Source organism: Limnohabitans radicicola (assembly GCF_014837235.1).
Lineage (GTDB): Bacteria > Pseudomonadota > Gammaproteobacteria > Burkholderiales > Burkholderiaceae_C > Limnohabitans_A > Limnohabitans_A radicicola.
Genome location: NZ_JACYFT010000001.1, coordinates 1 through 23662, shown reverse-complemented (window position 1 = coordinate 23662; position 23662 = coordinate 1). Strand labels below are relative to the sequence as shown.

The following is a 23662-nucleotide window of genomic DNA, read 5'->3' as shown; positions in this document are numbered from 1 at the left end:
CTTACTTGCGACGTGCGGCCAATTGGCTCAGGTACAGCAAGCGAAGATCGCGCACCACGCTCGTGTCCAGCGACAGCGTCGTTTCGTAGGTGTCATCACCCACCGGGGTGATGCTCACCAGCACGGCACCATAAATCACGCCTTCAACCTTGGCGCGGAAAGTGTCACTCATGATGGTCATGTCCGCCACGGTGGTGGTGGCGTCCAGATGCTGACCATAGACTTGTTCGGTCAGGGCCCGGTAGGCGTCCAGCTTGGAGGCCCGGATCGCCAGCAAACGCTGTTGCGAGGGGTTTTTGTGGTTCTGTATGCTGATCACGGCATAGCCCGTGGCCATGATGGTTTCACGTTTTTCCACCAGGGGCGTGATCATGTTGGGTTTGGTACCCTCGGCGCCCGATGCATCGCCTTGAACCGGGAACAAGGGGATGGACTGGCAACCTGCCAGCATGAGCCCGAGCAGGGCAATTGTCATTTTTTGGGGGATCATGGTTCAGAACTCCTTGCGCCCCACAACAGACATTCCAGACAGGCTGTGTGCGGCTTGTCTCTGGAATCGGCATCAGCTTCGATCTCTTGAGCAGGCCAGCGTGGGCGGGCAATGAAAAAATGGTTTGTGTGAGTTCTTTGGTGCTCTTTAATGAAGCTCGTTGCGCCAAACTGACGTCGTTTTTAATAAATAAATTGTTAAAAACGCGTAAATATCTTATAAACGACGAAATTGTAATTTAGCCCCATGCGACCAGCTTCAGCCATTCCCATCATTGGACAGAGTCCAGCCATCGAATCGTTGCGCCAACTGATTCAGGCCATCGCTGCCTCCAGCTCCACAGCCCTGGTCACGGGTGAAAGCGGAACAGGCAAGGAGTTGGTGGCGCAAGCGCTGCACATGCAAGGTCCGCGGGCCAGCGGACCGTTCGTCCCGATCAACTGTGGCGCCATTCCCCGTGAGTTGATCGAGAGTGAATTGTTTGGTCACCGCAAAGGCACATTCACTGGGGCGGTTTCTGATCGCATGGGCCGATTTCAGTTGGCCAACGGTGGCACTTTGTTTCTCGATGAAATCGGCGATTTGCCGATGGACATGCAGGTGAAATTGCTGCGTGTGTTGCAGGAAAAATGTGTCTTGCCTGTGGGGGCTTCTACGGAGGTGCCGATCGATGTGCGCGTGGTGGCTGCCACGCACCGCAATCTTGAAAAGGAAGTGGAAGCGGGTCGTTTTCGCGAGGACTTGTACTACCGGATCAATGTCTTGCCGATCTCGACCACACCGCTGCGTGAGCGCAGTCAGGACGTCTCGCAACTGGTTCAGTTTTATGCACGCAAGCACATGTTGCCGGGAACCAAGCCACTGAGCCTGGCGCCTGACATGTTGGGACTGTTCGAGGGTTATGCCTGGCCAGGGAATGTGCGTGAGTTGTCGAATCTGGTGGATCGGTTTTCAACGCTGTTCCCAGGGCAGGCCGTGCATGTGCACATGGTGCCATCGAGCATGTTGCCGTCCGGGATGGCTGCTTTGCAGGCCAAAGTCTTGTCCAAGGGATCAGCAGGGGGCTCCGAAGTGCCCCTGTCTGCACTCTTGCAGGCTCGTGCAGGTGGCGATGGTGCCAGTGTGGTCGCTGCGGCACAGCCGCCGAAAGGGCCTTTTGCCGATGACAACGATCCCATGGCCCATCTGCTTTTGACGGCCGAGGATGCACCAGCGCCATTGCCGCCATTCATGCTGCCGTCCAGTCCTTTGGCTGGTGGGGCATCCAACGATGAAATGAATGCGGTGGAGGAAGTGATCTTGTTGGCGCAAGGCATTCAGACATTGCCGCCCGATGGGTTGTCTCTGAAGCAGCATTTGGTGAATGTCGAGCGCAGTCTGATCGAGCAGGCGCTTTCGCGGACGCAGGGCAATGTGTCACGCACAGCAAAATTGCTGCAGCTGCAGCGCACCACCTTGATTGAAAAAATCAACAAGTACGAACTGCGCTCAGTGGGCTGACGGGCCGGCTACACCCAATGGCAGTTGCCGGGTGCTGCTTGTGCTGGGTATGATGTGCAAAGCACAATTCAATTTCAATCACGATGAAAAAAATACTCGGTGGTATGGCCATGGGTGCAGCGCTCATGGGAGGCATTTGGGGTCTGATGGGCTTGCTCGGTTCTGGCGATTCGTCCACATCGCCCGTCGAGGTCAGCAAGCCTGGCAGCAACAAGGGCGTGATGGACATGATCTGCGAGCTGAGTCTGGACCTCGATGGGCAGATCGCTTTGGGCATCACGGTCGATGAGCCTTCCCGCATCACCATGGCTCAAGTGGATTTCACCAAGTCCACGGGCTGGTATCAAGGCAAGATTGCGATTTCAGAGAGCCGAGGTGGTAACTTGAGCGTCGTGGGCAGCAAATTGATGGTGTCACGCCCAGCCATGTTCCAGCGTTTCGGGGTCATGATCAACCGTGAAGAGTTCACCATCGACCGCAAGACAGGCAGCTTTGAACAGAGCATTGGCACCCAATCCGGCAAGACCATCCGTCTCATCAAGGGGACCTGCGCTCAAGTGATCAAACCGCCATTTTGAGCGGTTTGATCATTTTCTTATTGGTTCAAAACTGTGATGCTGACCCGCCGATTGCGCGGATCGGCCGGGTTATTGGACACGAACGGGGCCGTGTCTGCGACGCCCTCGATGCGTGAGAAGCGGTTGGAGTTGATCCCCGCACCCTGCAGGATTTGGCGAGTCGCATCAGCTCGCTCACTCGACAAAGACCAGTTGTTGCGCAGGCTGTCCGGCGCGAAGCCCATGCTGTCGGTGTGGCCACGAATGGCCACCTTGTTGGGCATGTCCTTGAGCGACTTGGCCACTTCCTTGATCAGATTGGCCGCTTTGCCATTCATGTCGGCAGTCCCGCTGGAGAACATGGAGTAATCGGCTTTGTCGATCACTTCGATGCGCAAGCCATCTTTTTCACGGACAATGTTGACCTGATCCTTCATGCCCTGGAGTTGTTTGTTATCCTGGAGCTTTTGTTTGATGTCTTTTTCAAGCTTGTCGTAATTTTCCTTGTCCTGCTGTTTGGACGATGATCCAGCTGCACCGCTGGGCGCGTCATCTTGCGGGCCTTCCCTGTTTCGTTCTTCTTGCGAGGACCCGTTGTCTGCATTGGGGCCACCTTCTGACTGGGGGGTCAGACGCTCCAGCAGAGCGGTTTGTTTGGCGGTGAATGGAAAGCCATCTTCTGGATCGATGATGGATTTGCCACCGAACATGCCATTGGAGCCTGCCAGTTCACCAAAAACGATTTGACTGTGCGAAGCAGGGCGGAAGTATTCGGCAACGCTTTTGCGCTTGTCATCCGTGCTGGCACCCAACAGCCACATCAGCAAAAAGAAGGCCATCATGGCCGTCATCATGTCCGCAAGCGCAATCTTCCAGGCACCACCGTGGGCACCCGCATGACCATCTTCGACGATGATTTTGCGGATGATGGGCCGAACCGGCTCTGCCGGTGCTGCGTCGGGCGTGCCTTCTGCGGGTTTGTCTGCCTCAGCCATCAAGCCCCCCGCAGGCTGTCAAAGACTTCCGAGAAGCTGGGCTGATTGTGGTGACTGATACAGGCACGAGCTGACTCGATGATCACGGGCTGGGCATACCCTTTCAGGTTGGACACAATCATTTCTTTGATCACATCGTAGGCTTGGGCATCTTCGTTGATGATCTGGGTGAGTCGGCCGGCAAAGGGTTCGAACATGCCGTAAGCCAAAAACACCCCCAGCATGGTACCAACCAGTGCCGAGCCGATCAGGCCACCCAGCACGGTGGGCGGCTGGTCAATCGAGCCCATGGTCTTCACCACACCCAACACGCAAGCCACGATACCCAGAGCAGGCAAACCACCGGCAATCGCGGTGAGTGCCCCCGGGGCCAGCAGGGCTTCGTGGTGGTGGACTTTGATGGCTCTTTTCATGAGGTCATCGACCGCATCCGGATCCAGGTTACCCTGGGAAATCACCATCAGGCGCAGAGGGTCGCAGATCATTTGGACGATCGAATGGTCTTTGACCAACTGAGGGAATTCACCAAAAATTGGGCTGGCTTCCGGATTTTCGACATGGCCTTCCAGCGCCACAACGCCTTCTTTTTTCATCACAGCCTGGAGTTTGCCGATCAGCACCATCAAGGCCAGATAGTCGGCCTGGTGCCATTTGGGGCCTTTGATACAGGTGCCAATACCGGCCATGGCCGCCTTGAACACGGCCAGGCTGTTGCTCACCAAAGAAGCCCCGATGGCCGCACCACCAATGATGATGAACTCGAAAGGCGCGGCCTTGATGATGGGCGCCATCTTGCCCCCGTGGATGATGTAACCACCGAACACAGCGCCAAACACAACGGCGAGACCAACGAAAAAGAACATGGTTAACCTTTGAAACTAGAGGATGCACCAAAAGCCAATGCACCAGCCAAACCATTTTTGCATCAGCAGGTCCAGCAGGTTGCCCAGAATCACAACGGGCAGACCAAGATAGACCCCCAGCCAAAGGTAGCCCGCCAGCGTCAGATGGTCTTTGGGCACATCATGCCCAAAGAAAATCGTTTGCGAAGGTGCTCGTTTCATGGCCCGGATACGTTTGGCGACATCGGAGAAATCGACAGAATTGTAGATTTCTTGAGTCTGTAGAAGCAATTTAACTATGATCATGCCATGAAGGTGATCTGGAATGCGTTACCGCGCAAGGCATGGCAGGAATTTCATGCCCAACATGGTGGGTCTTTGCAACAGTCCTGGGCTTATGGCGAAGCCATGAAGACACTGGGGGTTCAGGCGCACCGTGCCGCGGTCATGGACGGCAAGAAGGTGCTCGCACTGGCGCAATTCATCGGACGGCGGTATCTGCACTACATCAGCCTGGCGTCCTGTACACGTGGACCCGTTTGGTCACCTGCGCTCGATGCGGCGGCTAAAAACCACCTCTACAAGGCACTCAAGAAGTCCATCCCGACGCGCATGTTCAGGGTGACCCTGTTTTCGCCTGATTTACCGCTGGATCAAGTGGAACACGCATCGGTCAAGGGCCTGCACAGGGTGATGACGGGTTACTCCACCGTCGTGCTGGACTTGACGCAAGACGAGGCCAAGCTGCGCGAAGGTCTGGACCGCAAATGGCGCAACCGGGTGTTCCGTCCTTTGCGCAGTGCCCCTTTGCAGGTGCAATTCAAACCCGACATGCGCGAATGCAGGCATTTACTCGAAAAGGAGATGGAACAGAGGGCCAGCCGGAATTTCCATGGGTTGCCCACGGATTTTGTGCCCGCATTCATCGATGGCCACGAGCGGCCTGATCAGGGCTTTTTCGTGGCGACCACGCGCCATGAAGGACGAATCATCGCCTCCATGCTCTTCCTGTTGCATGGCGGTGGGGCCACCTACCATATCGGCTGGTCGGACGAGGAGGGGCGTAAACTCAGTGCCCACAACGTCATGCTTTGGCAGGCCATGCTTCATTTGAAAAGGCAAGGCATTCGGCGTCTGGATCTGGGGGGTATCAACACCCACGATCTGCCAGGCATTTCCCGGTTCAAACTCGCCACGGGTGGTCAGGTGCTTACACTGGCGGGAACGTATTTCTGAAAATGAAACAGATGGCATTTCGAGACTTCCCGTTATTTGGATGGCGCAGCGCCTTCCTGGCATCTGTCGTTGGGCTTGCCACGCCTGCGCAGGCCATGACCTGGACCAAGATCGGCGAGACGCCCGAAGTGGTCCTGCACGTCAACCGCAATGCGGTCGAGAAAGACGATGCCATTCGCCGTGTCTGGGAGATGCAGGACCTCAAAATCGCGGATCCGGACGGCGTCATGTCGCGGCGCTACATGAACGAGTACGACTGTCAGTACAAGATGCACCGCATCAGCCAGATGGACAGCTTCAGTGGCCCGTCTTTGACGGGGAAAAAACTGTTCACTGTCGAAGAGCCAGGCTACTGGAAAAAAATCCCGCCATACGGACTGTTCACGCTCACCTATATCTGGCTTTGCAAGTGAAGCGCCATTGAGGCAATGGCCTCAAGGTTTGGCCGCTGGTGCCAAGACTGGGCCAGGGTTACTCTGGGCCGAGGGCGCGGCTTCCGCGGGCTTGGGAGGTGAGACCCTGGGGTATTGCAGTGCCCGTTCTTTGACTGCGCTGGCATTGTTTTTCTGCAAGGCTTCAAGGTAGCGCTCTTTTTGCAGGGTGATCAGGCTCTCTACATCACGCTTGAGGCTGTCCACATTGCCCACGGCGGACTTGAGTGACTTGACCTCCCCACCGAGTGACTGAACCGCATTGGCCTGGCTTTGCAGTCGGCTGTTGATGCCCTGAACCTGACGCATCAGCGAATCGCTGCTGGCCGCCACTTGTTTGGCGGTTTCACTGGGTACTTTCTGAACCAGGCTTTCGGATTGCTTGAGCGAAGCATCGATGCGGCCCTCGATTTGACCTTGTGCTTTCGTGAGTTCGTTCTGCTTGGCCGTCAGCTCCTGCATGCTGCGGTTGACGCCTTCGATCGACTCCATGGCCACGTTCAACTCGATCACCCGCTTGCCGACGGCTTCCACCATGACATCCAGTTGGTTGATGCGACCGACCATCCGAACGCCCATGATCAGGAAAAACAAGGTACACACCACCATCACGCCACCGCCGATGGCCAGCAAAAGACGTGCTTTCTTGTGCCCGACATCGGTCAAAGCCTTGAGTTCAATGGTGGCTTTGCGCAGCTGTCCGCTGACCGCCAGCGCAGATTCCGCTGATTTGCTGGCAATGTCAGCAGAATCCAGCACGGTCTGTGCCAAAGCCTGGTATTGCTGATAAGCCCTTTCGTCTACCGCCAATCCTGCATGGGCGTCAGACGCTTTGGGGCTGTCTGTCGCCTCAAGCGCTTTGGCCGCAGAGACCTCCGGTGCATCCACACTGCCCGGCACAGTCACAGGCTCGGCCGCAACGAATGCTGCCTCGGTTGAAGCTGGGGCTTCCTGGGTGTCAGCGGTCGGTGGTGTGGATTCACTCATGGGCTTGGATCTTCAGTCTTATAGGGGTTTCTTGAGCCTCAGGACTTGTTCATTCAGTTGTGCATTACGTGTACGCAACAAGCTGATGCGCCGCATCACCGGGCTGTCTTTTTCCCAAAGCTCCGGCTCAGGGATAGGGGCCCGGGGGGCACTCGGCGGCGTTGTCACTGTGGACTCTGCTGAAGTATCGACAGCAGTGGTGGATTCTTGAACTTGAGGCTTCAGTGGCGCTTTGGTGCGCTTCTTTTTCGAAGACGGTTCAGCGGATTTGGCGATGGACGCCGGGATCGCTGGCGCAGGTGCGCGCGCGGTTTTCGGGCGTGGTGACTTGGCTGCAGGCGCAGATGGGGTCACAGGTGCAGATTTCCCAGTCAGGGTAGATGGGGGCTGCGCAGCTGCTCTCGCCGCACCTCGGGACTGGCTGGTCGTCACCTTGATGGGGGCTTTGCCGGGTGCCTTGACCGGATCTGCTGCCACCTGGACTTTGGTCCGTTTGCGCTGTGCAGTGCGGGAGTCCTCACTGATGTCGACAGTTACCGGTTTCTTGTTTTTCAGGACTTTGGTGGTGCTCATGGACGGACTTCCTGCGGGCGTGTGGGCCCTGTGATCTGGTCTTGCAAGGTTTTGGTGGCACGCACCCAACTGTTTTTCGTGCCTTCTTTGCGTTTCAGACTTTCATAGGCTTTGCCTAAGGAGTCAAACGGCCCGGAAACAATCACAAAATGTGCCAAAGGCTCTCCAGTGCGGTAAGCGGCAACCACTTTGGCGTTGGCTTGTGCAGGCACCGTTTTGAGTGTGATGAGGGCTTTTTCGTAAGTCATCACACTGGCATGCTGAATCAAGAAGCTGTCGCTGGGCAGATTGCGCACCCACGCCTGGGTGAGTTGCGATTCGTCGGGAACTTCTGGTGCTGGCTCTGAAGCGGCGACTGCTTGCGCGACAGGGGAGGCTTCAACCGGTTTCGGAACAGGTGTTGAAGGATTTGCCGCTGGGCGAGACAGACCAAATGCCTGAGGTTGCACCCACGCCATCACCGCCACTGATGTGAGCAACGCAGCACCCAAAATCAAGGGTAAGCGCGAGGGCACCCGCGTGCCAGATCGATTTGCAACACGTCCTCGCAGGTCGCCAAACCACTTTGCAGGGCGCTTGCGCCAGCGCGCCACCGTTGCCCGCAGTGAGCTCACCGAGCTGGATTTAGCGGGGGCGGGGGGGGGCGCATTTTCTGCATCGGCGGCATCGAGGCTCAGAGCAGGGTCTGGCGCAGTCAGGCGCCCCATGCGGCGCAGCAATTGGGTCGCAGCCTGCAGCTGCCCGTTTTGAGACGCTGCGTCGAGGGCAATTTGAACCTGCTCTGGCGTGGGGGCTTCAATGTCCCAGCGTAAGACCTTGCGGCCCATGGCCGACAGCGACGCTTTTTGTGGGTTGTTGCCCGTCATCAACAAAATCGCGCGAATGTTGGCACCCGGGAAATTTTGAATCAGGCGGGCCATCAGCTGGATTTCCTGATCGGGCAACAGCTGGGTGTCATGCACAACCCAGATTTGAGCATTGTCGCTGTCTTGTGGCGAGCGTGTGGCTTCTTTGACGGATTGCTTGGCCAGCACGTCGTTGAAGCGTGCAATGAGTGATTCGGTACTGGTGGGAAAGTACGCTTCGATCCGTGGCTGCGGGCTCTGGCGGCGCAGTCTCTCCAGCAACAATCCGAGGTAATGGTCCAGGAGCGCCTCATGAGGCGAATACAGCACCAGGCTCAGGCCTTCATTGGCAATGGCGTTGGCGCAGCCTTCCACGCGCATGCGGTCTGCGGTACGGAAAAAGAAATCCTGCAAGAGGTTGTCGGTGTGGTCTATCAATGGATTCATGCGGAAACTTCCTGGGCCTCAACACGGCTGCCATCCGGATTGAAAAGCATGGACGGGGGCACTTTGACCTGAGGGCGGTTGCGAGCAGCCTGTTGCGGTGAGGCTGCTTCAAGGCTGAAAACGTAGGCGATGACCTGCGCGACAGCATGGTACAAGTCTTCAGGGACTTGCTGCTCCAGTTCGGTGGTGAAGTAAATGGCACGTGCCAATGGGGGGGCTTCAAACAGGTGGATGCCATGAATTTGGGCTTCTTCCCGAATTTTGGCCGCCATATGGTCCGAACCTTTGGCCACCATGACGGGGGCACCATCGCCTGTTGGGTCGTATTCGAGGGCCACAGCAAAGTGCTCGGGGTTGGTGATCACCACATCCGCGTCCTTGATGCGCTGGATCATGCGGGCGTTGGCCATTTCACGCTGACGTCTGCGTATCTGAGCCTTGATTTCCGGGCGACCTTCCATGTCTTTGTATTCGTCTTTGACCTCTTGCTTGGTCATCTTCATGCGCTTCATGAATTCATACTTCTGATACGGCACATCGATCGCCGCAATGGCTGCCAGGCTCAGGGCGATCCAAAGGGCAGATTGGGCGATCATTCTGCCGGCCAGGCTGAGCGCAGGCTCCAAGCCCATCTGCCCCAGTTGAATGAGGGAGTCCATGTTGGACATGATGGACCACCACAACACGCTGGAGACAATGGTGAATTTGAGGATGGATTTTGCGAGCTCGACGAGCGCGTGCATGCCAAAAATGCGTTTGAGGCCGTTCCACGGGTTGAGCTTGGCGGCCTTGGGCATGACCGCTTGCATGGAAAACAGAAAGCCCCCTGTCATGCCAGAGGACACGACTGCAGCGATGATCGTGAAGATGACGATCGGGATGATCAGCAAGTAGGCCGAGACCAGCTGATCTGCAAAAATGCTGGCCAGCATTTGCGGGCGGTCCAAGCTTTTGCGGTCAAACACCAGCCCGCTGGCAAAGATATTGGCCAAACTCTGCACCAGTTTGCCACCCATCATCATCAGGATCATGAATGAGCCGATCACGATCACGGCGGCAGGCAGTTCGCTCGAGCGTGCAACCTGACCGTCTTCCCTGGCCTTGCTCAGCTTCCTGGCCGTGGGCAGTTCGGTCCGGTCTTCTCCGCTGCCCTCAGCCATGGCTCAGCCCCAAGATGTCGCGCAGAACATGGAAGCCCTGCATCCAAAGCCACTCCATCCGGCCCCCAATGCTTTGCATCGAGATGATCAGGATCAAAAAGCCACCAAGTGTCATGGCCGGAAATCCGACAGCGAAAATATTCAGACTGGGTGCCGCACGGGTGACAACACCCATGCCCACGTTGATGAACAGGAGGGAAATCATGACGGGCAAGGCCATGAGCATGGATCCCAAAAACATCATCGAGCTCCACCGCAGAATGCGACCGTAGATTTCCTGATTGAGCAATGACTGTCCTATGGGCAGGGCATGAAAGGAATCTGCGATCAGCCCCAACAGCATGGCGTGACCGCCAAAACCCACAAAAATCAATGTCGCCAGGATGGTGAAAAATTGGGAGATCACGGGCACATTACCCATGTTCGGGTCCAGCATGTTGGCCATCGAAAGCCCCATGGCCGTGGCCACGCTTTGTCCAGCCAGCACGACCGCAGCCACCACCACCTGGAGTATCAGCCCCATCATGCTGCCGATCATGATTTGATTGAAAAGCTCAACAAGGCCTTGTGCCGATGTGGGGTCAATCACGGGCCAGCGGTGCAGTGGATAGACCATCCAGGCCAGCACCAGTGCCAACAAGATCCGCATGCGCAAATTGAAGGCGTGCTGCGACAAAATGGGGGCCGTGAGCATCAACGCAGAAATGCGCAGCATGGGCCACATCAAGGTGTAAAACCGCTCCACGATGTCGGCCGCCAACACATTCATGCGTTGCCTCGGCTCAGGTGAACAGCGTGGGGATGCGCTGGAAGATGGATCGGGTGAAATCCACCAATGTCACGATTTGCCAGCTGCCAAACAACAGCAGTGCCAGTGCCAAGCCGATCAGCTTCGGGATGAAACTCAGGGTTTGTTCGTTGATGGATGTGGCGGCCTGGATGATGCCGATGATGACACCAATCACCAACGCCACTGTCAAGAGCGGTGCGCACACCAGCACGGCGGTCCAAAGGGCTTGTCTGCCCAGGTCAATGACCATTGCGGTATCCATGTCACTCTCCTAGGGCATGGCAAAGCTGGAGGCCAGCGAGCCCATGATCAGGCTCCAGCCATCCACCAGCACAAACAGCATGAGTTTGAAGGGCATCGAAATCATCATGGGCGAGAGCATCATCATGCCCATCGACATCAGCACGCTGGCGACGATCAGGTCGATCACGACGAAGGGGATGTAAATCAGAAAGCCGATGGTGAAGGCGCTCTTGAGTTCCGAAGTCAGGAAAGCAGGCACCAGCGTGGTGAAGGGCACATCCGCTGCACTGCTGAAATTCTTGTTGCGGGCGATTTCCATGAACATGGCGATGTCGTCTTCACGGGTCTGGTTCAACATGAACGCGCGAATGGGTTTCTCAGCCAGTGCCAGCGCTTTGTCAAAGGGCATGCCCTGGTTCATGTAGGGCAGCAGTGCATTCTGGTAGACGTCGTTCAGCACTGGGGACATGATGAACAAGGTCAGAAAAAGGGACAGTCCCACAATGACCATGTTGGGCGGGGTCTGGCCTGTGCCCAGAGCCGATCGCAGGATCGACATGACGATGACGATGCGAACGAACGCCGTCATCATCAGCAGCAATGATGGCAGCAACGTCAGCGTGGTCATCAACGCCAACAGTTGCAGCGACATGCTGTACTGGGTGCCTTTGCCCGTGTTGCTAGAGGTGATGGCCGGTATGTCAGGTGCAGCCTGTGCCAACACGGGCAGCAGGCTCAACAACAGAACCAGCCAGAACAATCTGGATTTCATAGAGGGGCCTCGAAGCTCTCGGGAGGGGCAGGCTTGGCTTTGGCGGTGTGCAGGACGGTGATGTTCTGGGCCGTGATGCCGACCAGGATGTCTTGCTCATCCATGCGAACCAGCGCAATTTTCTGGCGTGGTGCCACAGACAGGCTTTCCAGGATGGTCAGGCGCTGGTGAGGGCGCTTGATGAAACCCTGCCCATGTTGCAGCTTGCGCAAGGCCCACAGCATGGCCAGCAGCAAGCCAATCACCAAGGCAAAGCTCAGCAGGTATTGCAGCCAGTCCAGAAAAGTCCACCCATTCGACATGAGGGTGATTATCAGAGGTTTTCGAGGCGCTCGGAGGCCGGGACAACGCGGGTCAGGCGGATGCCGTAGCGATCGTTGAGCAGAACCACCTCACCTTGGGCAACCACAGTGTTGTTCACCAAAAGATCCAGAGGTTCACCCGCGATGCGGTCGAGTTCCACCACGCTGCCCTGGGTGAGTCGCAGCAGGTCGCGAATTTTGATCACGGCACGACCCACTTCAATGGACAAGGTGACTGGGATGTTTTGCAGGACGTCCGTGTGGATCTGGCCTTTGTCGGCCAGTTCCTGGCCGTTTTCTGTATTGTTCGACTCGCTCATTCGCTGCTCCTTGGCATTCAATCTGTGGTGTTCATGGCCGGGCTGATGGCCTCAACGATCTTGACCGCGGTTTGGCTGCCCATGGTGCCGACTTCCACGTCGTAAACAGGCAGATCGCGGATCATGACCCGAGCATAGTCGGCCTTTTTGAAGTGCAGCACATCACCCACTTGCATTTGCTGCAGTTGACTGAGTGAAATCTGCAGTTTGCCCAGCAGGACATTCATGTGCAGCTCGGCGTCTTTGACCGCATCCACCAGCTGGTTGCGCCACAAATTGTCGGACTCTTCGTTGCCATCGCCTGTTTGGACACGGCTGCGAAGCAGGTCGCGCACGGGTTTGAGTGCCACATATGGAATCACCATGTCGATGAAACCTGTGCCACGGCTGTTGTTGTTGGACTCGGATTCAAAACGGCACAGCACCACCAGATCATTTTCGTCAGCGATCTGTGCAAATTGCGGGTTGATTTCCGAGCTGACGTGTTCGAAGTCAACCGTTGAGACGGGTGACCAGGCTTCTTTCAGGGAGCGGAAGAAAACCTGCAAAATGATTTTGATGATGCGGGTTTCGGTCGGTGTAAACAACCGACCAGGTGGCAATTGACCCACGCCCCGGCCAAAGCCGCCGAAAAAACTGTCCAGAGAACTGAAGACCACAGTGGGTTCAATCACCACCATTGAATAGCCTCGAAACGGTGCCATCCGGATGATGTTGACGGACAGGGGCGCCTTCAGATCCTTGATGTAGTCACCAAAGCGAACAATTTGCGTGTGTGTCGGGTTGATCCGTGGGCTGGTGCGCAGCACTTCGAGCATGCCCAACCTGAACAAGCGAATGAAGCGCTCGTTGATCATGTCCAGTGAAGCGACATTGATCCCCAGGCTGCTGTCTTCGGTCGTCAGGTCGTGCTTGCGAACCTGAACCTCCAGGTTGTACCCTGTATCGACGCCAAGGCTGCCATCGTCCAGGGCCGCAGAAAGCGCGGCCAGTTCTTCAGGCGTCAACAGGGGTTGAGAGTCAGACATTTGTGATTGTTTTCTGTATCACTGCACCACGAAACTGGAGAAGAAGATTTCTTCAATGCCCCCAAAGTCCTCGTATTTTTCCAGTGTCTTGTTCATCGCATCACGGATTTTGTTGGCCAGTTCCTTGCGAAATTCCGGGGTGTTGAGCTCAGCGTCGGTCTGCTGGCGCATCACATCCAGTGCCACGGAGCGCAGCGCCACTTCATGTTTTTTGACGTTTTTGAAGACGCGCTCGTCGTAGTGGGTCATGATGGACACATTGACCTGCATGACTTTGCGGGAGTTCATCATGTTGGACACCAAAGGCTTTTCGAGGTCCATGTAGCTGTTCTCAAAACGCGTCAACTCGGGCGAGTCTTTGGTGACTTTTTGCGGGATGGCTTCGCTGGCGGCTTTGGCTGCAGAAGCTGCAGCCTCCAGCTCGGCCAGTCGGGCTTCCACCGCGCTGCTGTCTTTTTTATCGAAAAAGCCGGTGACGAACATCGTACCCACCACCGTGCCAGCCAGCACGAGGATGCCCACCACGGCAAAGATGATGATCTTGATCAGCGGGGACTTCTTTTTCTCTTCGACTTCGATTTCTTCATCTGCCATGGTGTTGCCTCTTCAATGGGGTTCAAACCAGCACGTCCAGACCATCCTGACCGGACGGAGTGACTTGCGCGCTCTGAATGATGGTGGTGGTTTCCTCGGTGTGTGCCAATTTAGCCTCTGAGGTCAAAGCTGGCGCTTGCTGAGGTGTCGAATCTCCGCCATTTTTTTGGCTCGATCCACCACCGATGTTCATGCTAGCAACATCCATGCCCATTTGGGTCAAGGTGTCTTTCAGCTTGGGCAAGCCATCTTGCAGCAAATCACGCGTGGCCGCCTGTGATGCGGTGAAATTGGCATCCAGCTCACCATTGCGCAAACGCATTTCGACCTCGATGTTGCCAAGGTTAGCAGGCTTGAGCATCATTTTCAGGTGCCAATGGCCTTTTTCCATCTCGCTGAGCATTCGTTGGCCGATGGCTTGCCCCATTTTTTCGGCCTGAGCGTGGTGAAGTTCTTCGCGCTCGGCGGTGGTCAAGCCCGATTCGGTGGCTTTGAGGGTGGTGGCGCTGGTCGACGGGTCATTGGTTTTGCCAGGGCTGCGCTCGGCGGTCATGCCGCTCAGACCTTCCACTTTGGCGCTGCCATCGTCGCTCTGTTTGCTGCTCGCCAAAGACCGGACCAGCGTGGCGTCGCTGAGCAGCGACGATGCCTGCTCGGCGTTGCCAGCCACACCCGCCATCACCCAGGCGGCCGGGGTGAAGGACACCTCGGCAGTGGACATGGTTTTGACGGGCTCCTTGCCATTGCCAAAAATCAGTGTCAAGTCGAGATCGCTGGCGTGTGCTGTGTCCTTGTCGCTGGCAGTTTGTGGCAAAGCAGGGGCGGCATGGGCGGTTTTGCCTGCTGCAGCAGGGCGCGTCGTCAGCCAGGCTGTAGGCGTAGCCATGGGCATGAGCTGGACTGGCGGTGCGGCGCCCTCCATGGCAGGGCTTGTGACCAAGGGTTTGGCTGCCGTCTGCATGGGCGAGGTCAGAAGACTGATGGCTGCAGCTGCGCTGGCTAGCCCAGGCGAGCCAACGACGCCCGGTTCCGATGTCGCGTCAGCTGTGGGGATGGCCGCCGCCGTGCCGACCGTCGTGCTGTTGTTCGTGGTCGGGAGCCAAGCGGCCACCTTGTCGTCCTGCCCTTGTGGTTTTGCAGAAGCCACGGGGCTGACCGCAGCGCCTTTGTTCGCATCGATGAGCCAAGCGGCCACCTTGTCGTCCTGCCCTTGTGGTTTTGCAGAAGCCACAGGACTGACCGCAGCGCCTTTGTTCGCATCGATGAGCCAGGCGGCCACGTTGTCGTCCAGTCCTTGTGATTTGGCAAAAGCCACCAGGCTGTCGGTGTCCGGGGTGGACTGACTGGGGGTGATGGCGGTCATGTTGGGACTCAAGACCACGGCCGTCAGGTTTTGCGGTGGTGGAGTGGGCGTGGCCAAACCCATGGCCATCATGGCGGCTGAAGCATCCGAAGCGATGCCATCCGTGCTCGCCCTGGCAAATTTTTGCCCGGCGTCCGTGTCCTTGTTGTCAGCGGACTCGGTGGTTCCATCCGTGCGGATCAACGTTTTGAGCCGCGTCGGATTCATGATGCCCCCCAGCAATTGGCCAAAATCAACGACATCCCCATCGGGAATTTCTTTGGTTTTGAGCGAAAAAGAACTCTTTTCCGTGGTGATTGCCGTGGTGCTCAAGCTGTCTGAAAGGTTCAAGGCCATGGTGTGGGTGCTTCAGGGGTACTGCTTTGGGTTGACATGTGGAGGTGCTGCTGGCGGAAAGAACTTGCCGCTTTCACCTCGACAACTTAGGTATTGCAAATTACAGGCCAACCTGCCCGGACCGATGGGTGGGGCCACCAGGGTGTCGGTTTGTGTGGCATGAGGATTGCTTGAAGGTTGTCAAAAGACCCATGAACCGCTGTTTGACGAGCCCCATCACCCCATGAGCACCATGACCCTGTCAACACTTCGACAGAATTTCTCCAGATTCGAGCTGGCGGGTTTGGGCATTCCTGCCCTGGTGCTGGTGATCATGGCCATGCTGATCATCCCGCTGCCCGCGATCATTCTGGACATCCTGTTCACTTTCAACATCATTGTGGGTCTGGTGGTCATCATGATCGCGATTGGCACCCGCAAACCACTGGACTTTTCTTCGTTTCCTTCCGTCTTGCTCTTTGCCACCATGCTGCGTCTGGCACTGAACGTGGCCTCTACCCGTGTGATCCTGGTGCACGGACATGAAGGCGCGGAGTCAGCCGGCAAGGTGATCGCCGCGTTTGGCGAGTTCGTGATCGCGGGCAATTACCTGGTGGGTTTCATCATCTTCGTGATCCTGATGGTCATCAACTTCATTGTGGTGACCAAGGGTGCAGGCCGTGTTTCTGAGGTGAACGCCCGTTTCACGCTGGATGCGATGCCCGGCAAGCAAATGTCGATCGACGCCGACTTGAACGCGGGTGTGATCGATCAGGAAACCGCCAAGAAGCGCCGCGAAGAGCTGTCGCAGGAATCAGACTTTTTCGGCTCGATGGACGGTGCTTCCAAATTCGTGAGCGGTGACGCGGTTGCCGGTCTGCTGATCCTGATCATCAACATCGTGGGCGGTCTGGCCATCGGCGTGGGCCAGCACAACCTGCCATTGGCCGAAGTCACCCGCATTTATGTTTTGCTGACCATTGGCGATGGTCTGGTGGCGCAAATCCCGTCCTTGTTCCTGTCTCTGGCCACGGCCATCATCGTGACACGGGTGACCACATCCGAGTCCATGACAGAGCAGGCCAGCACACAACTGGCCAATCCGCCAGCTTTGTTCATCACAGCTGGCATCTTGACGCTGTTGGGTTTGGTGCCGGGCATGCCGCACTTGGTTTTTCTGACCTTGGCCGCAGCCACAGCGGGCATTGGGGTCATGGTGGTCAACAAAAAACACACAGCAGAGCAGGCGCAGACCAATGCCTTGCCCGCCGTTGCCGATGCACCTAAAGAGCTGGATTGGGATGATGTGGAGCAGGTGGATCTGATTGGCCTGGAAATTGGTTATGGCCTGATCCCATTGGTCAACCCCGAATCCGGTGGTCAGCTCATGACCCGCGTCAAAGGTGTTCGCAAAAAATTGTCCGCCGAGTTGGGCTTTCTGGTGCAGCCCGTTCGCATCCGCGATGCCCTGAACCTGGACCCTGATGCTTATCACATCGTCCTCAATGGCGTGGTGCGCGGCAAGGGCGAGGCCCGTGTGGGTCGCGAGTTGGCCATCAACCCTGGAAAGGTTTATGGCCGCATCGAAGGTCAAGCCACCAAGGAGCCCGCTTTCGGTCTGGACGCGGTCTGGATTGAGCCTTCACTGCGTGACCAGGCGCGTGCCCTGGGCTACACCGTGGTCGACCCCAGCACCGCGATTGCCACGCATTTGAACAAGGTTCTGCGTGACAGTGCCAGTGAGTTGTTGAGCCACGACGAAGCCCAGAAATTGCTGGACAAGCTGGCAGCTCGCTCGCCCAAGTTGGTGGAAGAGCTGGTGCCCGGCAAGCTGCCGTTGGGCGTGGTGACACGCACGCTGCAAAACCTGTTGCAAGAGTCGGTGCCCATCCGTGACATGCGCACCGTCGTCGAGTCCTTGACCGAGGCCAGTGCCCGCACGCAGGACCCGGATCAATTGACGTCCCTGATCCGTCCCAAGTTGGGTCGAATGATTGTGCAAGGCCTGGTTGAAAACCGTGACACCCTGTCGGTGCTGACGCTCGACCCTCAGCTGGAGCAACTGCTGCACAACGTGCTGGCACAGAACACGGGCGGGCAGGGCATGGTCTTGGAGCCTGCATTGGCAGAAAGCCTTTTCTCGGCCTTGCGTCAAAGTGCCCGCGACATGGAGGATCAGGGTCTGCCAGCTGTGCTGGTGGTGTCGCCTGCGATCCGTTCCTGGATGTCGCGCTCAGTGCGTTACCGCGTCAACGACCTGACGGTGCTGTCCTACAGTGAAATTCCGGATGACCAATCGGTCAAGGTCATCAGCACGGTGCAAGCCGATCCCCGCCCCAATCCTGCCGTTTCTAACGACTGATAAATCATGGAACTCAAACGCATCATCGCCCGAGACACCCGTTCGGCCAACGAAAAAGCCATCCAGATGTACGGTCAGGATGTCCTCATCATCTCCAGCCACAAAGTGGACAACCAGATTGAATTGGTCGTGGCTGTGGAAACAGCACCTGAAGTGCCACCGGTTGCCTCGGCCAATGATTTCAAACCTTTGCCGGTTCTGGGCGCAGAGTCCGTCCATGTGGCAGAAAAGCCTGCCGGGCATGCATTCGCCAAAGTGTTTGAATCACAGATGGGCAGTTCCGTTGAAGAGGGGTCTTCGGGCACCCCTGAATCCGCCGAGCATGACATGGTCATGGATGCCTTGACGGCGCTGTCCCGCAGAGTGGTGTCTCATCCTGCTCCATCCGCTGTGGCCGAGCCTGCCTTGGTCAAAACGGCTGCGGCCGCCCCCATTGCACCGGTGACCTCACCGATGGCTGCCGCGCCAGCGGAAATGGCCCATGATTTCCGACGCAGCCAGGAAACGGTTGAGCTGCTTCGACAGGAAATGTCAGCGCTGCGTCAAGAGTTTGCCTTGTCACGGCAAATGGCCGTTTGGCAGGGTGGCCAAGGCCTGTCGCCGGAAATTGACCAGCTTTGGAACCAGTTGCTGGAGTTGGGCATGCCGGCGCGCTTGCGTTCCTTGCTGCTGGACAGTGTGCGAAATCTGCATTCTGTGGAAGAGGCTCGGGGCATGGTCTTTCAGTTGTTGTCTGCCGCCTTGAAGCGCCCCGGCGTGACGGCACCACAGCAAGGGGCACATGCCTTGTGCGGTCCTTCTGGCGCAGGCAAAACCCTCATGGTTGTCCGATTGGCCAAGCAGGCCAGTTTGAGTCTGGATGCCGAGCAGCAAGCCATCATCAGTTATTGCGACCAACGTCCGGGTGCCTGGAGTCAGCTGCAAGTGCTGGCTGCTCAAACCGGAATCGAGTGCTACAAGGCAAGCGATGCCCAAACGCTCAAGCTGCTGCTCGATGAGCTTTCTGGTCGCAAAGCCATTTGGATCGACACACCTGGAACCGATTTTCTGTCCCATGCGCAAGCGCTTCACGCAGCGGTTCCCAATGTCCAGCTGCATGCCGTGCTGCCAGTGGACGCTACGGTGACCAGTGTTCAAAAAGTGCTGGAGAGCGCCACGGTGCCCTGGTCTTCTTTGATGCTCAGCAAATTCGATGAAGCTGCCCATCCCTGGCCGTTGATCCAGGGCTTGTGCAACAGCACTCTGGGGGTGTCCATGATCAGCCACGGTGCGATGCTGTCTCACCCATCGACGGGCTTTGATCCAGAGCAGTTGATCGAGATGGCCCTGTCACCACTGGGGACCATGCCCATGGTGATGCCCAAGAAAAAAACAAGCCGCAAGCGCGTCAGCCCCTTAGAATCCACCCCGAAAGAGGTTGTAAAACGCAGCCGCTCCACGGCCAAGGTCTTGAATGCATAACTTCTCCCACACCCAGGTGATCGGCATTGCCAGCGGCAAAGGCGGCGCTGGCAAAACAACGATTTCCATCAATTTGGCGGTGGCTTTGGCCATGCGCGGTGCCAAAGTGATGCTGCTTGACGCTGATCTGGGTTTGGCCAACGCCCAGATTGCCATGGGTGTGCACGCACCACTCAACATTGGTCATGTGATGGACGGCTCCCATGCCCTGAGTGACATCATCGTCACCACCCCACAAGGGGTGCGCTTGGTGCCCGGTGCATCGGGGGTGCGCGATCTGGCGGCGCTGGACAACAGCCAAATCGCGGCTATCATCCGCAGCTTTGATGACATTCAGGAACCCGTAGACTATCTGGTGGTCGACGTTGCGGCCGGCATTTCTCCCGCTGTGCTCGATTTCATGGCCGCTTGCCAACGCCGTTTTGTGGTGGTCTGTGATCAGCCAGCATCGATTGCCGATGCTTACGGCCTGATCAAAGTGATGGCGACTGAGCAGAATCTGGATGAAATCTATCTGATTCCTAACATGGTCGCCAGCAGCGCTCAGGGATTACAACTTTACCGTCGTCTGAACGATGTCTGTAATCGCTTCTTGGGCATCTCCATACGCCATCTTCACTCCATTTCAGCTGACGAGCTGGTGCTGCAGTCTTTGCGCAAATACAAGCCGGTGCTGGACTTTGCGCCAGGCAGCGTGGCTGCCCGCGATTTCAGAACCTTGGCCGAACTCATCACCCAGTTGCCGCCGATCGAGCAAGCCTCGGGCCGATTGCAGTTCTTCATGGGGCGCATGCTCCACAACGCTTCTTGAGGCTGAAAACCGTGGCTTCAGTTTCACTTTACGAGCAGGTCGATAACCGCCATGAGTCACTGATCATGGGCCACATGCCCATGGTCAAACGTGTGGCTGTTCACCTCAAGGCCAGGCTGCCTCCCTTCATGGAGCTTGACGAGTTGATCCAGGTGGGCATGGTGGGTCTCATCGAGGCTGCGCGCTCGTTTGACCCCACCAAAGGATTCGAATTCGAACACTTTGCTTTGAGCAGGGTTCGTGGCGCTATCCTGGATGAGGTAAGACGTCAATCGTTTTTGCCACGTTCTGCAGTGGCTTTCAATAAAAGTGAAAACGAAGCGATTCATGTTCTGAGTGCCGAGCTGGGCCGTGCACCCACGCAAGTGGAGTTGGCCGAATTCATGGGCAAGGACATTGAAGAATTTCACAAGGACCGCGGGCAGGCCAAACGCTTCGAAACTTATTCGATGGAAGTTGTCACCGATGAGGTCATGAGCATGCCCGGTGACAGCCATATGCAGCCGGAAGTCATGGTGGAAGAAGCGCAGTTCATGGATGCCGTGATGCAGGCCATTGACCATCTTCCCGAGCGGGAAAAACTGGTCATGTCGCTATACTATGTGGAGGAGCTCAACCTCAAAGAAATTGGCGAGGTTTTGGGCGTGAGTGAATCAAGAGTCAGCCAGATACTGTCCACCGTGGTGAAAAAACTGCGCCTGGAACTCAAAATTGGTTGAACGATAAGGTATCCGAATGGCGATGTTTTCCTTTTTAAGCAAGTCAAGTCCTGAGGAAGAGATGAAGCAGGCGAAGGCGGCTTTTGAAAAAGTCGCATCGCTCAAATCCGATTCTCGCGAGGCCCACAGCATGCGTGTGCGCATGGGGATGCTTTGCCGTGCACATTTGGACAAGACGTTTGTTGCAGGAGCCGAGCAGACGGCTCGTTGGCAAGAAGCTGCGGCCTTGGCCGTGGCCTCCGGAGACGCAGCGCCTGATTTGCCCACCGCCTCCCGATTCCAAAAAATCAAATCGGGGGAGACCGAGGTTTACGTCTACCTTCCCGACGAGTACTCGCACGAGGCCTTCGTGTTGGGGTCCAAATATCAAAAGACCGAAGTGACTGCAGAAAAGGCCATCGAAGCCATGCAGGCCTTGGCCAACCAAATCTCGTACTACGAACTGCGTTTGCCAGAGCCCTTTGTGGCGCTCAGTTTTCTGCGTGACGAATTGGCCGCAGATGCGAGTGCATCGGAGCCCGCTGCTGACGAGGCGGCACCGCCAGCAGACAAAGACTGAGATTCGCCATGGATGCACTGGCCACCGCTTTCATTGCCATTGGCCTGCTGCTGATTTTGTTGTTGATCGTTTACTTGGTCGACCGTGTCAACACCATAGAGAAAGAAACCCGGAGGATGGCTTTGTCAATGGACAAAGGTCCATCCAAGGAGTCCAAAGCACCTTTTGCAGGGCTGTCTGGCAGGCGTTTATGGGAAGCGATGATCGGCAAAGGCGCTGAAAGCATTTCTTCGGATCTGCTGGCTGAATTGCGAGAACGCTACGACCTCGTTCTCCACAAGCACCTGGAAGGCATCTACAAAGACGGTTGGCGCGACGGTGAGCGCGGGACACTGATGGAGCCCACCAACGTTCGCACCATCTCAACGGCAACCGGGCAGGTGGAATCATGGCTGCCCATGCCACAGGTCAAAACCATTTACCAATGCGGTCTACAGGCATCGCAGCGCCCGCCTGAGTTGTGGGACAGCCTCCGGGCAGACATGGATGAGGCCGCCAATATCCTCTACAGCAAAACCCAACTGGAAGTTCGTCAAGCTCTTTCAGGCTGGTTGATGCCTGTTCCCACCGCTCAAACTCCGCTGCTGCAAGCCACAGCAACGGATGCTTCTGGCCACACAGACCTGCCGAAGGCCTGACGAGTCGGCTGGTTTTTTTCTGGGCACAGGGGCTCAAGTTTTCAGTCAGACCACCGATACCTCTTACAAGAATGTTGTTGTAAGAGGAGTTTCTGATCATGCGCGCCTACTCTCGAGCTGCTGAAAGCTACGGTTCTGTACAAATTGTCACAGGTGTGGCCACAGCCAACAATGTCCAACTGATCCAGATGTTGTTTGACGGCCTGATCGAAAGTTTGGCCATGGCGAAAGGCCATATCCAGAACCGTTCCATTGAGGAAAAATCCAAAGCCATCGCGCGTGCTGGTCGCATTGTGGTGGGTTTGCAAGGTGCGCTGGACTTTGAGCGCGGCGGTGAATTGGCCCAAAACCTGAACGAGCTTTATGCTTATGTGACTCGCCGCTTGTTCCATGTCAACGCTCACAATGATCTCAATGCCCTGGAGGAAGTCACCACTTTGATGAAAGACATCGCTCAAGCTTGGCAGACACTGCCCAGTCTGTTGGGTTCCAGCAGCCAAATCAGCGCTTACGCCAACTGATCTCCTCTTTCTTTCGAGATGCCGAGCCGAGCAGAAATGCTCGGCTTTTGCGTTTTTGATGTTTGAAATGCTGTTATTTCGAAAATTATTAATAAATCTAAAAATACTATCGAACTAAGATAATTTAACACATCGCATCTTTATTTTGCCATAAAATTTTTCTATTGGCATATAAAATGCGAAAAATGAATACTTTAAAGGCAATAAAAAAACCGAAAACTGCACTGTGTGGTTCAGCCATGCACATGGGCGCAGCCAGCAAATCAAGCGCCCTGTTCGGTGTGATGAGGCTGTTGCTGGCATCCATGGGTGTGTTGATCTCGCCTGTGTTTGCACAGTCGGGGCCGCATGAGTATGGTGATCTGCGTTTTTCTGATCTGGCAAGAGCGCAGTTTTTAACGCTCCCTCAAACAGAGTTGTTGGGCACTGATCCCGTGTCACAGTCGCATGAGCACCATGCCGCCACAACTTTGCAGGAACTGATCGCCCGTGGCTTGAGTTCAAATCCACAGCTGCGGCAGGTCAAGGCGCAGCAAGAAAGTGCCCAGGCGCAACGCAAAGCTGCAAAGGCAGACCTCTTGCCCAGCCTTTCTATGCGCAGCGCCACTGGCCCTGAGCAGTCGCAGACCGCAGGCGCCACACAGAACAACCACAAATACAACATGAACTCGCTCAGGTTGACACAGCCTGAGCCCAACCTGCTTAAACGAAGCGGCTTAGCGGTCCACATACAACAAGTTACCACAGCTATTCCCACACACTCAGACGATTACCCCCATGCGCATTGCCAGCGGCTTAGAC

28 protein-coding genes are annotated in these 23662 nt (G+C 56.4%); 12 read left to right on the top strand and 16 right to left on the bottom strand.

The annotated features are described in order from the left end of the window. Position 1: 1 nt before the first annotated feature. Positions 2-490: an LPP20 family lipoprotein gene (locus IC609_RS00140; protein ID WP_191817446.1), complete on the bottom strand. Its 489-nt coding sequence runs from the start codon at positions 488-490 to the stop codon at positions 2-4. A 246-nt stretch (positions 491-736) separates the two neighbouring features. Between IC609_RS00140 and IC609_RS00135 the strand changes: the two genes are divergently transcribed. Together IC609_RS00135 and IC609_RS00130 are read left to right on the top strand one after the other, a co-directional pair. Beyond that, a complete protein-coding gene (locus tag IC609_RS00135; RefSeq protein WP_191817445.1) occupies positions 737-1990 on the top strand; it encodes a sigma-54 interaction domain-containing protein in 1254 nt (417 codons plus the stop codon). 83 nt (positions 1991-2073) lie between these two features. Continuing rightward, positions 2074-2568 carry a hypothetical protein gene (locus tag IC609_RS00130; protein ID WP_191817444.1) on the top strand — a complete coding sequence of 165 codons (495 nt, stop codon included), beginning with the start codon at positions 2074-2076 and terminating at the stop codon, positions 2566-2568. 17 nt (positions 2569-2585) lie between these two features. Here IC609_RS00130 and IC609_RS00125 read toward each other — a convergent pair whose 3' ends face one another. Genes IC609_RS00125 through IC609_RS00115 form a run of 3 tightly spaced genes read right to left on the bottom strand, consistent with a single transcriptional unit; the run spans position 2586 to position 4690 of the window. Then, the gene (locus IC609_RS00125; RefSeq protein ID WP_191817443.1) at positions 2586-3542 is read right to left on the bottom strand and encodes a flagellar motor protein MotB; all 957 of its coding nucleotides are present in this window, start codon (positions 3540-3542) and stop codon (positions 2586-2588) included. After that, positions 3542-4405 carry a flagellar motor stator protein MotA gene (gene motA / locus IC609_RS00120; RefSeq protein ID WP_191817442.1) on the bottom strand — a complete coding sequence of 288 codons (864 nt, stop codon included), beginning with the start codon at positions 4403-4405 and terminating at the stop codon, positions 3542-3544. The genes IC609_RS00125 and motA overlap by 1 nt, the downstream gene beginning before the upstream one ends. Before the next feature lie 15 nt (positions 4406-4420). Continuing rightward, positions 4421-4690 (bottom strand): hypothetical protein, encoded by a 270-nt coding sequence (locus IC609_RS00115; protein ID WP_225223931.1) that lies wholly within the window; start codon positions 4688-4690, stop codon positions 4421-4423. Between the two features lie 3 nt (positions 4691-4693). Between IC609_RS00115 and IC609_RS00110 the strand changes: the two genes are divergently transcribed. Both IC609_RS00110 and IC609_RS00105 read left to right on the top strand, forming a co-directional pair. Beyond that, positions 4694-5620 carry a lipid II:glycine glycyltransferase FemX gene (locus tag IC609_RS00110; protein ID WP_191817441.1) on the top strand — a complete coding sequence of 309 codons (927 nt, stop codon included), beginning with the start codon at positions 4694-4696 and terminating at the stop codon, positions 5618-5620. Between the two features lie 11 nt (positions 5621-5631). Next, positions 5632-6033, top strand: coding sequence for a surface-adhesin E family protein (locus IC609_RS00105; protein WP_191817440.1), 402 nt, complete (start codon positions 5632-5634; stop codon positions 6031-6033). A gap of 21 nt (positions 6034-6054) precedes the next feature. Here the strand turns inward: IC609_RS00105 and IC609_RS00100 are convergent, their stop codons facing one another. From IC609_RS00100 to IC609_RS00045, 12 genes are read right to left on the bottom strand one after another with little or no spacing between them, the layout of a single operon-like run. Next, positions 6055-7038 (bottom strand): hypothetical protein, encoded by a 984-nt coding sequence (locus IC609_RS00100; RefSeq protein ID WP_191817439.1) that lies wholly within the window; start codon positions 7036-7038, stop codon positions 6055-6057. An 18-nt stretch (positions 7039-7056) separates the two neighbouring features. Further along, positions 7057-7611 (bottom strand): hypothetical protein, encoded by a 555-nt coding sequence (locus IC609_RS00095; RefSeq protein WP_191817438.1) that lies wholly within the window; start codon positions 7609-7611, stop codon positions 7057-7059. Then, on the bottom strand, positions 7608-8903 hold the full coding sequence (locus tag IC609_RS00090; protein WP_191817437.1) for a hypothetical protein: 1296 nt from the start codon (positions 8901-8903) through the stop codon (positions 7608-7610). The genes IC609_RS00095 and IC609_RS00090 overlap by 4 nt, the downstream gene beginning before the upstream one ends. Beyond that, positions 8900-10063: a flagellar biosynthesis protein FlhB gene (gene flhB, locus IC609_RS00085; protein WP_191817436.1), complete on the bottom strand. Its 1164-nt coding sequence runs from the start codon at positions 10061-10063 to the stop codon at positions 8900-8902. Before flhB ends, IC609_RS00090 begins: the two co-directional genes overlap by 4 nt. Continuing rightward, entirely contained in the window at positions 10056-10832 is a 777-nt protein-coding gene (gene fliR / locus IC609_RS00080) for a flagellar biosynthetic protein FliR (RefSeq protein WP_191817435.1), read from the bottom strand. Before fliR ends, flhB begins: the two co-directional genes overlap by 8 nt. 13 nt (positions 10833-10845) lie before the next feature. Continuing rightward, positions 10846-11115 carry a flagellar biosynthesis protein FliQ gene (fliQ, locus tag IC609_RS00075; RefSeq protein WP_191817434.1) on the bottom strand — a complete coding sequence of 90 codons (270 nt, stop codon included), beginning with the start codon at positions 11113-11115 and terminating at the stop codon, positions 10846-10848. 9 nt (positions 11116-11124) lie between these two features. After that, the gene (fliP, locus tag IC609_RS00070; protein ID WP_191817433.1) at positions 11125-11868 is read right to left on the bottom strand and encodes a flagellar type III secretion system pore protein FliP; all 744 of its coding nucleotides are present in this window, start codon (positions 11866-11868) and stop codon (positions 11125-11127) included. Beyond that, positions 11865-12170 (bottom strand): flagellar biosynthetic protein FliO, encoded by a 306-nt coding sequence (gene fliO / locus IC609_RS00065; RefSeq protein WP_191817432.1) that lies wholly within the window; start codon positions 12168-12170, stop codon positions 11865-11867. The genes fliP and fliO overlap by 4 nt, the downstream gene beginning before the upstream one ends. A gap of 11 nt (positions 12171-12181) precedes the next feature. Further along, entirely contained in the window at positions 12182-12490 is a 309-nt protein-coding gene (fliN, locus tag IC609_RS00060; RefSeq protein WP_191817431.1) for a flagellar motor switch protein FliN, read from the bottom strand. A gap of 17 nt (positions 12491-12507) precedes the next feature. Next, entirely contained in the window at positions 12508-13518 is a 1011-nt protein-coding gene (gene fliM / locus IC609_RS00055; protein WP_191817430.1) for a flagellar motor switch protein FliM, read from the bottom strand. Positions 13519-13536: 18 nt separating this feature from the next. Further along, the gene (locus IC609_RS00050) at positions 13537-14112 is read right to left on the bottom strand and encodes a flagellar basal body-associated FliL family protein (protein ID WP_191817429.1); all 576 of its coding nucleotides are present in this window, start codon (positions 14110-14112) and stop codon (positions 13537-13539) included. Positions 14113-14134: 22 nt separating this feature from the next. Then, complete coding sequence (locus IC609_RS00045) at positions 14135-15811, bottom strand: flagellar hook-length control protein FliK (RefSeq protein WP_191817428.1); 1677 nt, start codon at positions 15809-15811, stop codon at positions 14135-14137. A 223-nt stretch (positions 15812-16034) separates the two neighbouring features. On the opposite strand from IC609_RS00045, the gene flhA reads away from it, so the two are divergent. From flhA to IC609_RS00005, 8 genes are all read left to right on the top strand, one after another. Beyond that, complete coding sequence (gene flhA, locus IC609_RS00040; RefSeq protein WP_191817427.1) at positions 16035-18152, top strand: flagellar biosynthesis protein FlhA; 2118 nt, start codon at positions 16035-16037, stop codon at positions 18150-18152. A 6-nt stretch (positions 18153-18158) separates the two neighbouring features. After that, positions 18159-19613 (top strand): flagellar biosynthesis protein FlhF, encoded by a 1455-nt coding sequence (locus tag IC609_RS00035; RefSeq protein WP_191817426.1) that lies wholly within the window; start codon positions 18159-18161, stop codon positions 19611-19613. After that, the gene (locus IC609_RS00030; protein WP_191817425.1) at positions 19606-20424 is read left to right on the top strand and encodes a MinD/ParA family protein; all 819 of its coding nucleotides are present in this window, start codon (positions 19606-19608) and stop codon (positions 20422-20424) included. Before IC609_RS00035 ends, IC609_RS00030 begins: the two co-directional genes overlap by 8 nt. Beyond that, positions 20421-21143 (top strand): RNA polymerase sigma factor FliA, encoded by a 723-nt coding sequence (gene fliA, locus IC609_RS00025; RefSeq protein WP_225223930.1) that lies wholly within the window; start codon positions 20421-20423, stop codon positions 21141-21143. The genes IC609_RS00030 and fliA overlap by 4 nt, the downstream gene beginning before the upstream one ends. Before the next feature lie 61 nt (positions 21144-21204). Then, positions 21205-21702, top strand: coding sequence for a hypothetical protein (locus IC609_RS00020; protein ID WP_191817424.1), 498 nt, complete (start codon positions 21205-21207; stop codon positions 21700-21702). 8 nt (positions 21703-21710) lie between these two features. Beyond that, a complete protein-coding gene (locus IC609_RS00015) occupies positions 21711-22340 on the top strand; it encodes a hypothetical protein (protein ID WP_191817423.1) in 630 nt (209 codons plus the stop codon). Positions 22341-22438: 98 nt separating this feature from the next. Next, a complete protein-coding gene (fliS, locus tag IC609_RS00010) occupies positions 22439-22861 on the top strand; it encodes a flagellar export chaperone FliS (protein WP_191817422.1) in 423 nt (140 codons plus the stop codon). A gap of 176 nt (positions 22862-23037) precedes the next feature. After that, positions 23038-23662, top strand: a 625-nt coding sequence (locus IC609_RS00005; protein WP_225223929.1) for a TolC family protein, incomplete at its 3' end; no start/stop codon positions are given.